The 14,508-nt window shown below is 37.4% G+C and carries 12 protein-coding genes; 6 read left to right on the top strand and 6 right to left on the bottom strand.

Translation table 11 applies throughout. From position 1 onward, the window contains the following. Window positions 1-44: 44 nt before the first annotated feature. Window positions 45-752: a bacteriorhodopsin-like gene (locus H4J46_RS06685; protein ID WP_182232760.1), complete on the bottom strand. Its 708-nt coding sequence runs from the start codon at window positions 750-752 to the stop codon at window positions 45-47. Between the two features lie 1,451 nt (window positions 753-2,203). Here H4J46_RS06685 and H4J46_RS06690 point away from each other — a divergent pair. Both H4J46_RS06690 and H4J46_RS06695 read left to right on the top strand, forming a co-directional pair. Then, the gene (locus H4J46_RS06690) at window positions 2,204-3,043 is read left to right on the top strand and encodes a MoxR family ATPase (protein WP_182232761.1); all 840 of its coding nucleotides are present in this window, start codon (window positions 2,204-2,206) and stop codon (window positions 3,041-3,043) included. Window positions 3,044-3,045: 2 nt separating this feature from the next. Then, window positions 3,046-4,218, top strand: coding sequence for a VWA domain-containing protein (locus H4J46_RS06695; RefSeq protein WP_182232762.1), 1,173 nt, complete (start codon window positions 3,046-3,048; stop codon window positions 4,216-4,218). Window positions 4,219-4,749: 531 nt separating this feature from the next. On the opposite strand, the gene H4J46_RS06700 is transcribed toward H4J46_RS06695, so the two are convergent. Both H4J46_RS06700 and H4J46_RS06705 read right to left on the bottom strand, forming a co-directional pair. Continuing rightward, on the bottom strand, window positions 4,750-5,442 hold the full coding sequence (locus H4J46_RS06700; RefSeq protein ID WP_182232763.1) for a crotonase/enoyl-CoA hydratase family protein: 693 nt from the start codon (window positions 5,440-5,442) through the stop codon (window positions 4,750-4,752). 301 nt (window positions 5,443-5,743) lie between these two features. Next, entirely contained in the window at window positions 5,744-6,406 is a 663-nt protein-coding gene (locus H4J46_RS06705) for a nitroreductase family protein (RefSeq protein WP_182232764.1), read from the bottom strand. Window positions 6,407-6,981: 575 nt separating this feature from the next. On the opposite strand from H4J46_RS06705, the gene H4J46_RS06710 reads away from it, so the two are divergent. Continuing rightward, on the top strand, window positions 6,982-8,778 hold the full coding sequence (locus tag H4J46_RS06710) for an acyl-CoA dehydrogenase C-terminal domain-containing protein (protein ID WP_182232765.1): 1,797 nt from the start codon (window positions 6,982-6,984) through the stop codon (window positions 8,776-8,778). Window positions 8,779-9,035: 257 nt separating this feature from the next. Here H4J46_RS06710 and H4J46_RS06715 read toward each other — a convergent pair whose 3' ends face one another. The 3 genes from H4J46_RS06715 to H4J46_RS06725 form a co-directional block, all read right to left on the bottom strand. Further along, window positions 9,036-9,713: an RES family NAD+ phosphorylase gene (locus H4J46_RS06715; RefSeq protein ID WP_182232766.1), complete on the bottom strand. Its 678-nt coding sequence runs from the start codon at window positions 9,711-9,713 to the stop codon at window positions 9,036-9,038. A gap of 1 nt (window position 9,714) precedes the next feature. Then, window positions 9,715-10,110, bottom strand: a complete 396-nt coding sequence (locus H4J46_RS06720) for an antitoxin Xre-like helix-turn-helix domain-containing protein (RefSeq protein ID WP_182232767.1) — start codon at window positions 10,108-10,110, stop codon at window positions 9,715-9,717. 160 nt (window positions 10,111-10,270) lie between these two features. Beyond that, on the bottom strand, window positions 10,271-11,017 hold the full coding sequence (locus H4J46_RS06725) for an ABC transporter permease (protein ID WP_259365708.1): 747 nt from the start codon (window positions 11,015-11,017) through the stop codon (window positions 10,271-10,273). A 221-nt stretch (window positions 11,018-11,238) separates the two neighbouring features. On the opposite strand from H4J46_RS06725, the gene H4J46_RS06730 reads away from it, so the two are divergent. The 3 genes from H4J46_RS06730 (at window position 11,239) to H4J46_RS06740 (ending at window position 14,505) form a co-directional block, all read left to right on the top strand. Beyond that, on the top strand, window positions 11,239-11,934 hold the full coding sequence (locus H4J46_RS06730) for a HupE/UreJ family protein (protein WP_182232768.1): 696 nt from the start codon (window positions 11,239-11,241) through the stop codon (window positions 11,932-11,934). Window positions 11,935-12,044: 110 nt separating this feature from the next. Next, window positions 12,045-12,581, top strand: coding sequence for a hypothetical protein (locus tag H4J46_RS06735; protein ID WP_182232769.1), 537 nt, complete (start codon window positions 12,045-12,047; stop codon window positions 12,579-12,581). 220 nt (window positions 12,582-12,801) lie between these two features. After that, on the top strand, window positions 12,802-14,505 hold the full coding sequence (locus H4J46_RS06740) for a SulP family inorganic anion transporter (protein ID WP_182232770.1): 1,704 nt from the start codon (window positions 12,802-12,804) through the stop codon (window positions 14,503-14,505). Window positions 14,506-14,508 lie beyond the last annotated feature (3 nt).

Below are 14,508 nucleotides of genomic sequence, written 5' to 3' on the forward strand. Positions count from 1 at the left end.
GTCAGAAACCTGACTCTCCCGGTCTTAAGTTTTTAAAACTTATTTTACTTTGCTTCTTGTTTTGAATCTGTATCAGCAACTGCTGCTGCCCAGATAACAACACCAAAGGCTATCTTGTTCCAGAAATCGGCAACATTATAGATAATGTTCATTGTGCCAGCATCTGCACCATTGGTGAAATAACCGACAAAATAACCTAATGGATAAATAGCCCACCCGACAGTGACTAAGAGTGTCATTGTTTTATAGGCTTTTTGTACATGAAGATTTGCTAAACCACCATTAATGCGGCTTGCTTCACCCTTAAAGATTTCCCAAATAATGAAACCCCAAGCAGCCATTGATGGCCAGAATGCTATTTGCGCGCTCATTATGCCTGTTTCGCCAGCATAGCCAAAACCTAACATCACAATAGACCCAAGCAGTAGTCGCCAAAATACGCCAGCAGGCACTTTTGTTACTGCAGATAAAATCAGGTAAAATTCTACCATAAGCAATGGCACAGTTAGCAGCCAATCAATGTATCGAAACGCTGTTGGGGATTCACCGGTAGCAATCCAAACATCGCGCATGTAAAAGTAGTGTACTGCCGCTATTAGCGTTACAAGCCCTGACACTGTCAAAGATGTTTTCCATTTACCTGCAACACGATCGCGCTCAACAAAGAAAAATGCTGTGGCGGCGACAAGTGCCATAGATATCAGCCAAAAGGACATACCGACATAATCATCGGCTATCAAGTTATTCGTCATTTTAAACCCCTTCAAATAAAGCGTTATTATTATTTTTAGTGCCAATATATCTGATAGAAAGTTGACATACGGCACTTCTATTTCAGCTGTTTCAATGTTTATCTTTTCAGGTAAATACTGAATATCTGATATCTAACTTCAAAACTCTTAAATATAATAAGTTATTTTATTTAAAGGCTTTGTAATGTTTAGACTATATATTATACGAATAAAGTATAGAAAAAGCTCAGTTAACACTGTGCTAATGGTTGATTTGGTTATTTGATATAAGGGCGCCACACCAAAAAATTATTATAAGTAATTAATAAATAAAATAAAAAATTAAAGTTACTTTGAAATTAAATTTTAAAATAAAGTAATTAATTTGTGAAAATAGTTAATATTATCTGAAGTAAAATGTAACACTATCGATACAACGACAACTTTTATTCTAATTATGAATACTAAGCATCATAATTTATTTTTTAATCTGTGATGGGGTCTTTGGTCGAGTTAATATCAAAAAAATTATCTATATTTCGTATAAATTATTTTGCTGTAGAAAAATAGCGGTAATTTTACTTTCTAACTCATAACTTTCCAAGGCTGCTCTATCGGTTTCAGATTGGGACTATAAGGTGGTAATAATCAGCACCATGCAATACTAAATTAATTTTTTCTTATCCGCATAATAGGCTTTAGTTTGCTTGGAAAAATGTATAATTGAATCGCTATTTACTGTTTCATATTGAGCTGTGGTTTTATCTTATAGGTGATGCCAATAACAAAAGGCAAAATCCAAAAACCGAATTTGAGTCCCGAATTCAGATTAGAAGTAGCGTAATTAGTTGTAGATAATGGATATACCCATGAAAGTGCAGCCAAGGCTATAGGCGTTGGCTATTCAACTATTAGCGAGTGGGTTAAGTAGCTTAAATAATAACGTAGAGGGAATTAACCCAAGGCGGCTCCGATGACGGCCGATAAAATTTCAATGCGCGGGCTTGAGGGTGGGGCTTAAATTATTGAACTATAAGGGTATATTTTGATATTACTACCACTACCACTTTGTTAATGTCAGACTTCTTGGGGAACTCTTATTACTTGAGAAAATCAATCAGAGAAATACAATAAAATACCCCATGATTATGTTGTGTGACGTTTTTAATGTTTAGCACAGTAGCTATATGAACAACTAATTTTAAACGCTAAATTATATTCAAACCAGTGCTGAATTATTCAGTGTGAGTCTACATTCATACCTGTGAAGTTCAACCTGGAATTAATATACAATAATTAATTTTTACACAACATGTGTTAATCTCTAAGTATATTTAACTTTTACAAAATTTAAATATTTTGTTGGTACTGGTTAGTGAATAATTAAATACGATACTTTATTCAACAACAACTGTATTAGCAAATAGTTGAACCATAACCAATAATATAAACATTAAAAAAAGAGATTGTTAATGTCATTTGTCGGCACAGAAAAATATATAACAAATAACGAACTACTACTTGCTGTCAATGCAGCAATAACGTTGGAGAAACCCTTATTAATTAAAGGGGAGCCTGGTACTGGCAAAACTATGTTAGCAGAAGAAATTGCCGCTAGCTTAGGAATGGAGTTCATACAGTGGAATATCAAATCAACAACAAAGGCCCAACAAGGGTTGTACGATTATGATGCTGTGTCACGATTAAGAGACTCACAATTAGGCGATGATAAAGTTAATAATATTGCAAACTATATTGTGAAGGGTAAGCTTTGGAATGCTTTTGATAGCGATAAGCGCTGCGTATTGTTGATTGATGAAATAGATAAAGCTGATATTGAATTTCCAAATGATTTGCTTCAAGAATTAGACCGCATGGAGTTTTATGTATATGAAACAAATCAATTAATAAAAGCTAAACATCGTCCAATTATTATCATTACTAGTAACAATGAGAAGGAGCTTCCTGACGCTTTTCTAAGAAGATGCTTTTTTCATTACATTAAATTTCCAACCAAAGTAGAGATGGAACAAATTATTGCCGTCCATCATCCGCATGTAAAACAAGATCTGTTAGCGCATACTTTAGAGGTGTTTTTTGATCTCAGGGAGGTGCAAGGTCTTAAGAAAAAACCGTCAACGTCTGAGTTAATTGACTGGTTAAAATTGCTAGTTGCCGACGATGTTGCTCAAGATGTACTGATCAATAAAAAGTCAGACATCATTCCTTTATTTGGCGCCTTACTTAAAAATGAGCAAGATGTGTCATTACTCGAAAAAATCGCTTTTATTAGTCGCAGAAACAGGCAATAAACGTGTTTATAGATTTATTTTTAACTCTTAGAAAGCACAAAGTACCGGTGAGTTTGCGAGAGCTCTTAGATCTTATTGCGTTACTCAAAAAAGGCGTTGTTTTTGCTAATGTTGAAGCCTTTTATCATTTAGCTAAAATCGTGATGGTTAAAGACGAAATCCATTATGACAAGTTTGATGGTGCATTCGCTGAATATTTTGACGGTGTGCAAAAAATCGATATTTTCGATAAGGTTGTACCAGATGAATGGCTAAGAAAAAATTTTGAAAGCCAACTCAGCCAAGAAGAGAAAGACAAGTTAAAGGCTTTGGGTGGTCTTGACGAATTAATGAAAACCTTAAAAGAGCGCCTTGCAGAGCAAGAGAAACGGCACGAAGGTGGTAACAAATGGGTTGGTACAGGCGGTAAGTCACCGTTTGGCGCCTATGGTTATCACCCAGAAGGTATTCGTGTGGGACAAGACGGCAATCGTAACAAACGAGCGGTAAAAGTGTGGGATAAACGCGAATTTAGAAACTTTGACCAAGATAGAGAACTCGGTACGCGCAATATTAAGCTTGCGCTTAAAAAACTGAGAAAATTTGCTCGCACTGGCGCCAGTGAAAAACTTGATATTAATACCACTATACGTTCGACTGCAAAAAATGGTGGCTTACTCGATGTGCATATGGAGCCTGAGCGTCATAATTCAGTAAAAGTATTAATGTTTTTTGATATTGGCGGCTCTATGGATGAATACATTCATACCTGTGAAGAGCTATTCTCAGCAGCGCATACTGAGTTTAAACACCTTGAATTTTTCTATTTTCATAATTGTGTTTACGAAAGTTTATGGAAAGACAACAGGCGTCGTCGTAATAACACCGTTGATGTAGAAGAAATAATAAGAACTTTTGGCAGTGATTATAAGGTGCTTTTTGTCGGTGACGCTACTATGGGGCCTTATGAAATAATCGCACCGGGTGGCAGTGTTGAACATTGGAATCAAAAAGCCGGCATTGATTATATGCAACGAATTTTGGGGCATTTTAATAAGGTGGCGTGGTTAAACCCACAACCAGAAAATCAATGGGATTATCATCAGTCAATTTCAATTATCAAAGGGTTAATTGACGACAAAATGTTTCCACTAACGGTTGACGGTATCGGTCGTGCTATTAAAGAAGTGAGCTAAAGGCTAATGTAAGTGTAAATAAAAAGTCGAATCTATCTATCACCTACAGAGAATTTACGGGTGATAATGTAGCTTTGGTAATTTTTTTGTAGTTAGAACTTTAGTCCGTCAACTACTAGGCGGGTGATTAACGCTATCGGCCAAAAAATCGGCAGCGAGTATTGTTTCTTATCAGTATTAATGCCAAAAGCAGTTAAATTTCATTTAACCTGACGGACTGAAGTCCATCCTACATAGAGCCTACGGGTGACAATGTAGATTTAGGTGATTTTGTAGTTCGAACTTTAGTCCGTCAACTACTAGGCGGGTGATTAACGCTATCGGCCAAAAAATCGGCAGCGAGTATTGTCTCTTATCAGTATTAATGCCAAAAGCAGTTAAATTTCATTTAACTGGATGGACCCAAGTCCAACCTATATTTACACCTAGATGCTTTCTCTGTAGGGCTTACTATAGATGATCATTATGCACTTAAACTAACTTTCTGATTTAAGTGCATAGGCAGGTATATCAAGCGGTTTTAAAGAATTTCTATAAAGCGATGACCATCGCTGCATCAAGGGCAATTGCCTCATCTAACGTCGCTAAAATATTTTTTCTTGTTTTTAACTTAGTACCGTGATGCGCATTCATATTCAATGTCAGCATATGAGTAGCAGCAATTTTCGCTGTTGCCATTAACTGTTCTGGTTCTACTAAGGTGTCTAAAAACCCAGCTAAAACTGCTGTTTCTGGCGAGAATAATTCTGCATTAATCACTGAGCGCGTTAAATAGTGAGTAGGTATGCGATTGCGGGCTATTTCAATGCCGGCCTGGTGCATAGTCATTCCAATAGTGACTTCGTTTAAGCCAATTTTAAATTTTCCTAAACTGCCGATACGATAATCACAACTTAGTAATAAAAAGGCCCCCTTAGCAATAGCATGACCAGAACATGCCCCGATAATTGGCAAAGGAAATGACAACATACGACGAGACAAAGTAGAACCCGCGGTAACTAAGGCTACTGCTGACTCTGAACTTTCTTTCATGGTTTTTAAGTCAAATCCAGCAGAGAATATACCGGGTTGAGCGGTTAAAATAACCACAGCACCTGCGGTTTCAGCTTGATCTAAAGCGTCATTTATTTCGGCTATCACTTGGTGAGAAATAGCATTAACTTTGCCATTTTTTAAAGTGATTGTTGCAATTTTTTCATTAATGTCTAAATCGATTAATTCCACGGTTCTTCCTAAAGTTATCTAATTTGAATGAAATGGTCTTACCAAGCAAAACTTGTTACTTTTTGGTCGGCTACCTTTGCTAATGTTAACAAGATAAGCTTGGGTCATGGTGCGATTTGCTAATCACCCAAAACTTTCAGCGATTGCTAATATAATTGTGATTATAGTATCAGCGGCAATGAAACAATCGCCAGCAAAATATCTGCGTTTACTTAAAAAATTTTAAATAGATTAAAAATAGCATTATATTTCCTTAGCAATATAACGCTATAGCGATTAAGTGTTGGTCTGCTTTTTAAGGTTATTTAAAAAAGGTAACAGCATTGGCCAGATCTTCACGCTCAGTTCGGGTGTTATTTACGGCAGCACTTTCATCAGCATAACCAAATGACATACCAAATAAAATGCCACGCTGTTCGGGTAAGTTAAGTGCTGCTTTTATAGGATCGGGGAATTGGCCAAGAGCACCTTGCATACAAGATGACAACCCATGCTCTGAGAGTATCAATGAAAGTGTTTGGGCATAAATACCTAGATCAACGGCTCCCATAATATCTAAATATTTATCCATGGTAAAAAAAGCGACATGAGGAGCATCAAAAAATCTCCAGTTTCGTATCATAGCAAGCTGTCTGCCTTGCTTATCTTCTCGGGTCACACCAACAGCACTATAAAGTGCATTAGCTGAACCAAATTGGCGATCCCGATGAACGCCTTCATATTTAGGTAGCCAGTTAAAATCAGGATTGGGAGCAGCACCTTTCATGACTGTTGAGATCAAAGTATTTTTTAATTGCTCTTTTTTCTCACCTGACACTACACAGGTTTGCCAAGGTTGCACATTACAGTTTGAAGGCGCTTGTTGTGCTTGTGTAAAAATGAATTCGAGTAATGGTTGTGGTATTGGTTTATCCAAATAAGCACGGGTAGAATAGCGTTTTTCTAACAGGGCAATCACTGACATAACAGGTCCTTTATAATGATTTAAAATAGCAGATGATTAATTTTCTGTTTGAATCTAAGCTTAATAATAACCAACAACATAGAAAGCATGCTTGTAGTGTTACTTCTGCTAAAGCTGATGTTTTATAACACTAATGAATAGTATTAATAATACGGTATTATAAAAACATATTGTGGTGATGATATATAAGATAAAAACGGCACTAAACTTGACGGTAGTTAAATAAGATATAGCCTATCTTGACACTAGTCAAATTATAGTTATATTTGATGGCTTCTTGTATACGAAAACATAATAGTGGGTAATAAAAAATATCCATTGGTTTTATAACTGTCTTGTTATTATCATAAAATTACAAGACCACTACTACTAATGATGGCCAGAAGACTTTTGATTATTCGAGGTTAACTTTAAATAAATTAAGTGTGACAGGTTTTTTTAGGGTTATTTTATTTAAAAGTAATCTAAAAAACTTAATTTCTCGTACTGGTACTACCACTGTGCTATTTTCAATGCTAGTAAAGTTAATTTCTATTAAAAAAGACTGTATCTAATAATAACTGGAGAATAAATAAATGCCTGAGTATAAAGCCCCGATTAGAGATATAAAGTTTGTTATGCAAGAGTTATTAGACTGCAACAAACATTACCAAGAACTTGGTTACTCTGATGCCAGTGAAGATATGGTTGATGCTATTCTGAGTGAAGCTGCCAAATTTACTGAGCAAGTTATCGCTCCCATCAATCAAATAGGAGATCAACAAGGTTGTACATTGACAGATGGCGTAGTAACTACTCCAGACGGATTTAAAGATGCTTATAAACAGTATGTTGACGGTGGCTGGCCCACATTATCTCAAAGCGTAGAGTTTGGCGGTCAAGGTTTGCCACATTCATTGAATGGCGCGATCAGCGAAATGATGTCAGCAGCGAATCATAGTTTTGCCATGTACCCTGGTTTAAGTCATGGTGCAATGGCTACCATTGAAGCGCATGGTACTGATAAACAAAAGCAACAATTTATGCCAAACCTAGTTGAAGGCAGCTGGACCGGCACTATGTGTTTAACTGAAGCGCATTGTGGTACCGATTTAGGCATGTTGCGCACCAAAGCAGAATTAACAGATGATGGTAGCTACTCATTAACTGGCTCAAAAATATTTATTTCAGCGGGCGAGCATGATTTGTCTGACAACATTGTTCATATCGTTATTGCCCGTATTCCGGGTTCTCCTGAAGGTAGCAAAGGTATTTCTCTTTTCATCGTACCAAAATTCAACGTTAACGATGATGGCACAATAGCGGACAGAAACGCGGTAAGTTGCGGTTCTATTGAACACAAAATGGGTATCAACGCTAACGCCACTTGTGTGATTAATTTTGATAATGCTAAAGGCTATTTAATTGGTGAAGTTAACCGCGGTTTAAACTGTATGTTTACCTTTATGAATGCTGCGCGCTTGGGTGTGGCACTTGAAGGTACGGCAGCAACAGAAGCGTCTTTTCAAGGGGCATTAGCTTATGCTAAAGACCGTTTGCAAATGCGATCAATTAGCGGTGTTAAAAACCCAAACGGCCCGGCAGACCCAATTATTGTGCATCCAGATGTGCGTAGAATGTTGTTAACGCAAAAATCTATTGCTGAAGGCGGACGAGCGTTATTGGGTTATTTGTCACAGTTAGTTGATGTAACACATGCCGAAAAAGATGCAGCCAAAGTAGCAGATGCTGAAACAAGACTTGCCTTGTTAACGCCGATAGCTAAAGCATTGTTGAGTGAATTAGGCTTTGAGTGTACCAGTCATGGTATACAAATATTAGGTGGTCACGGCTTTATCAAAGAATGGGGCATGGAACAATTAGTGCGTGATACTAAAATAAGTTGCATATATGAAGGCACTACCGGTATTCAAGCCTTAGATTTACTGGCGCGTAAAATTTTAGGCAGTAAAGGTGCGATTTTAAAACCTTTTATGACTGATATTGGTGCATTCTGCCAACAGCATGCCGGCAATCCAGAAATGGCAGAACATATCCAAGCATTGGGTGCTTATTCTCAGCAATGGCAAGAATTAACCGCTAACGTAGGTAAAAAAGCCATGAGCAACGCAGATGAAATTGGTGGCGCATCAGTCGACTATTTGATGTTTGCTGGCTATGTTACCTTAGCTTATTTCTGGGCAAGAATGGCTGCAGTGGCTGAAGATAAATTAAAAAATAGCGATGAAGATAAAGCGTTTTACCAAGCAAAAATTAAAACAGCAAACTTTTACTTTAAACGCATATTGCCACGTGCAAAAGGACACGCCGCTTGTATTGAGGGTGGTGTTGATTCAATGATGGCATTAGCGAGTGAAGACTTCGCTTTTTAATTGCTTTTAATTGCTTTTAATGGCATTTAATGACAACAGCATCTGACATTACTTTACGCTTGAAAAGGTGATGTTTTACTAAAAAATATAACAGTAACACTTAGTGTTGATAGGCTCTTTTTCGCTAAGTAATTCATGGTTATGTCTTGTTTAAATAGCAAGACATAACCATTTTTACCTTATATCAGGTGTTAATCTTCAGTGCGAATGGCTATCAACTCATACCCTGAATTAGAAATAAGCTAGCTTAAGTGCAGTTACTGATTAACTAACTCTCTAACCTTAGACATTGATTTTCCGTCAAAGATAAACTCAAAGTGTTTAGTTTGAATAGCGCTAGTGACATGAATAGGTGAAAATAATCCCCAACAGGTGGCACCTTGATTTCTTACCGAGTGATATTGAAAACCTTGCTGAGCATTTTTTTTAAGCTCTGCGCCAAGCCGCCTTGCTAGCGAGTAATCTTCTGGTTCATAAATACCTTTAACCTGAAATAAATCAACAATGCTGGCACTAAAGGTTACTTTTAAACAACGCATATCCACAGTATCATAATGTAAACCCTGCAGGTTTTGAAAGTATTTGTCTTGATGGTAAAGGGTTTCTTTAATGGCGGTATCAATCGTGTCGGCGAGATAAAGCACGCCAAAGTCACCATTGCTAAAGCGTGAGCCCTCAGGATTAATATGGGTAAAAGGCGCGGTTACATAATTTACACCATCAATGCCAAAAGGAATTTCATTACTTGATAGTAGTGATAAGTTGCCAAGCTCATTTAATATTCTTGGGTTGGTGAGCGCTTGAATAGTGTAAACCGTTGCAAAGTCTTCTTGACTGACAACATCATCAAACAGCGTCATAGGAGGAAATTTTGAGTTTACTAACCTAAAGGCAATTTTGTTCAGCAACTTTACTTTTTTAGTGTTCGGCTTCATCTTACCACTGCCCGTTACGCATGGCGTCTATACGCTTGAAAACTTCGTATAACGTGCCAAAATTTCCACTTGAGATCAGCGACAGTGGCGAATGACCATTAAAGTAAGGATTATCGTTTTTCATCGCCATAAAACCATAAACATTGTCAGGATTAGAAAAAACCATTTTTAATGCTTGATGAATATTAGCAATGTAACTAATACGCTCTAATTGGTCTTTAGAAAGGCTGGCGCTTTCATTATGGTTAAAACGATAATAGCTACTTTTGCTCAAACCTAGAATAGCTTGCTTGTCGCTGGCACTGCATTGCCACTTCTCTAATATATTACTACCGAGTTTAAAGGCCACGGCGCTGTTAATTTTAGGTGCTTGATTTTGCTTATTTGCAACGTTCATTTAGATCTCCTGATAAAATCGATGTGCCATAAAAGTCGCTAATTTTATTATTGTTAACCTGATTATTACCAACTTAAGTGTAGTTTCAAATGGTACTTTTATCAATAATTTGCCTCAAATGATGCGATTTTTTTAAATGATCAGGTATTTAATAAGCTAGTTATACTTGGGTACTGTGCTTTTTTTTGATAATTATTTTAAAGGTATTTTCTGCTAAGAGTAAAAATATTACCGCAGAAAGTATGGCGGAGGCGAAAATCATACACATGACAATAATTTGATATCTTACGGCAATTAAAGGAGAAATTCCTGACAGAATTTGTCCTGTCATCATGCCGGGTAATGAGACTAAACCCACAGCGAACAATGAATTAATGACGGGTATTGTCGCCGCATTAAGTGCCTGCTTACGTGCTATTGGATAGGGGGTTTTATTGTCCAGTTCTGAAAATATTCGTTCTGCAGACAAACTAATGCTGTTCATCGCGGTGGCAAATATCATACCCGCCAGTGGAATAATAACTTGTGCTTGATACCAGGGACTTAAAGACAATGCGCCTTGGCTGATCACCAATAAAGTAAAGCCACCGCCACATAATATGGCAATAAAACCTTGTTTAAACAGCACTAGTCGATAGGCAGGCAATGTGCGCAAGGCAATCCAGCAAGAAATACTGACCATAGCTAATAAAATTGAGGTGATTAACCAGACATTGTCGGAATAAAAAATGTAACTTAGTGCGTAGCCGATAAATAATAGCTGTACGAGCATACGTGAAAGGGCATAGCTCGCTTGTTTTACATTAAGTGACCATAAATATAAAAAAGCCAGCGCAATTACAACGGGGATAAAAGCAATAGATATATCAACTAAGCTAATCATTTGCAGGGTATCATTCATGGGCATTAACAGTAGTTAACCTAAGGTCTGCATAAACGTTTTGTCATCAATAACAAGCATTAAAAGAGCGCTATTAGTAAAATTCGCTTATGGGTTGATCAAATTATTTATAAAGGTGAAGCTATTATTTAGTATATTACCTTTAGATACAAATTTAGTGTATAACACGACGATTAAATATTTAATAACAAGCTCTAGTAACAAGCTCTAGTAACAAGGAACACTCAGTGCATAACACCCGTACAAATTTTATACTTTTACTCTTAATAACGACAGGGCTTTTTTCGTCATTTTCACTGTTGGCTCACGGCGTAGACGATGTTACAAAACAGTTTTTAGAAGCTAATAAAGGGGCCGCAATATTTCCATTTATTTATATTGGCGCAAAACACATGCTAACAGGTTATGACCATTTATTATTTCTGGTTGGTGTGGTGTTCTTTTTGTTTCGCAGCAAAGACGTGTTGCTTTATGTCAGCTTATTCACGTTAGGCCATAGTTTAACTTTACTCTATGGCGTATTTAACCAGATTGAAATTAATCCCTATATTATCGATGCCATTATCGGGTTATCTGTGGTCTATAAAGGTTTTGATAACTTAGGCGGTTTTCAACGGCTATTTAACTACCAACCCAACACTAAAATTGCTGTAACAGTATTTGGTTTATTTCATGGTTTTGGTTTAGCCACTAAAATACAAGAATTTCAGTTACCCAGTAATGGCTTAGTGAGCAATATTATTTCATTCAATCTGGGGGTCGAAATAGGTCAGATTTTAGCACTTGCCATGGTGTTAATCGTATTAAGTTTTTGGCGAAAACATAGTAGCTACTTAAGCTTTGCAACATTCACCAATACCGCGCTAATAAGTGCCGGCTTTATGCTGATAGGTTTACAACTCACTGGCTATTTTATCAGTTAGCGTTAGTGATTTACTCTTATTAAAGTACCATTAACTTAGGGTTATTTTAGGGAGTTGTTACCGTAGCAAGTAAATCAATAAAACAAATAAAAAGATATTTAGGATATAACATGCATAAATTTAATATACCTGTACATAGCACAACAACTTTAATTAAAGCCACTGCTATTGCGCTTTTAGTGGCAATAACGCTGCTAATTACCTGCATTTTACCGGCAGAATATAATATTGACCCAATAGGTATAGGCAAAGCATTAGGGCTAACGGCAATAGCCGAAGCGTCAGAAAAGTCGCCAAGCTCGATAGTAGAGCGAGGTAAACAAAATGATCTATTACGAACTGATAACGTTGAGATTATTATCCCTGCAGGCGAAGGGTTAGAATATAAGTTATTTATGGATAAATATGCCCATGTGGAGTACGAGTGGACATCTGGTGATACAGCACTTTATTTTGATTTTCACGGTGAACCCGCAGGGGATACAACGGGATATTTTGAAAGCTTTTCAATTGCCACTACAAACAATATGCAAGGTTCACTCACTACACCATTTAAAGGCTCTCACGGTTGGTATTGGAAAAATACCACGCAACAAGCGGTAACAGTTTCGTTATCAATTAAGGGCTATTATACGATTAAAGGCTAAAGGCTAAAGGCTTTGGTGATAAAAAGTGGTTATCATTGGCTTTTATGAACTGGCTTATTAACAATTTTTATTAATTTTTCAATGCTTTAGACGTTTTTCTGTCTTCATTCCTTACTGAGAATTTAAAGCAGCTAGGAGCGTCGAGACCCTATATTTGCTACATTAAGTGTCTTAATTATTCTATTATTTAGACACTCACTTTGTCAGTAAGGAAACGGCTTTGTTTTCACGTTTATATAACTTTATGCCTGGCTTGAACGTTTTGTTCAATTATCAGCGTAAATGGCTCGCTGATGATGCTAAAGCGGCACTGTCGGTTGCAGCAGTTGCTTTACCTGTTGCTATCGCTTATGCACAGCTGACTGGGGTTAATGCTGTTGTTGGCTTATATTCCTGTGTTTTACCCATGATCATTTATGCGCTATTTGGCACCTCCAAGCAATTGATTGTTGGCCCTGATGCCGCGACGTGTGCGGTTATTGCCGCCGTGGTAACGCCTTTAGCCGCAGGTGACATTGTTAAGCATTGGCAATTAGTGATCACCATGACGGCGATGACAGGTTTTTGGTGCATAATTGCTAGTCGTTTTAAGCTTGGCGTATTGGCGGATTTTTTATCCAAACCTATTTTGATGGGACTATTAAATGGTGTCGCCATTACCATTATTGTGGGTCAGTTTTCTAAAGTTTTTGGTTTTACATTTGATGAAAGGTACCTGCTTGAGCGTTTAGGGGGTGTGCCTGATTATCTCTCGCAAGCGCATGTGCCAACGCTATTAATGGCCTTATTTACTGTCAGCATTTATTTTCTTATTAAACGTTTAAAACCCACTTTTCCCGCTTCTATGTTCGCCATCGCTTTTGCAGCTGCGTTAGTATGGTTTTTTAATTTAGAGCAGTTTGAGATAAAAACCATTGGTATTGTTGAGGGTGGTTTACCCTTATTTAAAGCGCCTGATTTTGATCTTGGTATTATTCGTGGACTAGTTATGCCAGCACTTAACCTAGCGATAGTCAGCTTTGTGAGTATGATGCTGACCGCACGCAGCTTTGCTGAAAAAAATTGCTACGATATTGACTCAGATAAAGAGTTTATGGCTTTGGGCATGGCAAATTTTGCGTCTGCTTTATCCCAAGGCTTCGCAGTGAGCGGCGCAGACTCTCGCACGGCAGTGAATGATGCCAATGGCGGAAAAACACAATTAGTCTCTATTATAGCGGCGATTATTATTGCCATTATTGCTATTTTTTTAACGGCGCCGCTTGAGTTTATTCCTAGCGCGGCATTGGGGGTTGTATTGATTATTGCGTCAATACACCTTTTAGATTTAAAAGCGGTATGGCGATTAAGATTAAAAGACCGGCAAGCATTTTACTTAACCTTAATCACATTATTTGCGGTGCTGTTTATTGGTGTTATTCCTGGCATTACGCTGGCGGTATTACTGGGTTTATTTCAATTTATTCGTACCGTAATGCGCCCTACAGACAATATACTCGGTGTTGATATCAATGGTGTGGTGCGAAGTTTAGATACCAGCGATAAAGCCAAAGCGATAGATGGTGTTTTCATCTATCGTTTTAATTCACCTTTAACATACTTTAATTCTAGTTTTTTTAAACGTAGGTTATTAGAGCAATATGCCCGACAAAAAGATGATATTCAGTGTGTCATTATTGACGCGGTTCCGTGCTTCACCCACTTAGACTTAAGTGTCATGGCAATGTTGGCGGATTTGAATACTATCTTTAAAAAACGCGGGGTACGCCTTGAACTTGCCGGTAGAAAACGCCAACTGCTGGCGTGGTTTAAAAACGCAGATATTAAATCAGGTAGCGATGGCATTTATGTTCATTCTGATTTGTATTTAGCGCTGAGAATAAATAAAAGTAAACAAATCGCCGATAAAGAGGCGCAAGGTTAAGGG

It is taken from the genome of Colwellia sp. MB02u-6 (genome assembly GCF_014077095.1).
Classification (GTDB): domain Bacteria; phylum Pseudomonadota; class Gammaproteobacteria; order Enterobacterales; family Alteromonadaceae; genus Cognaticolwellia.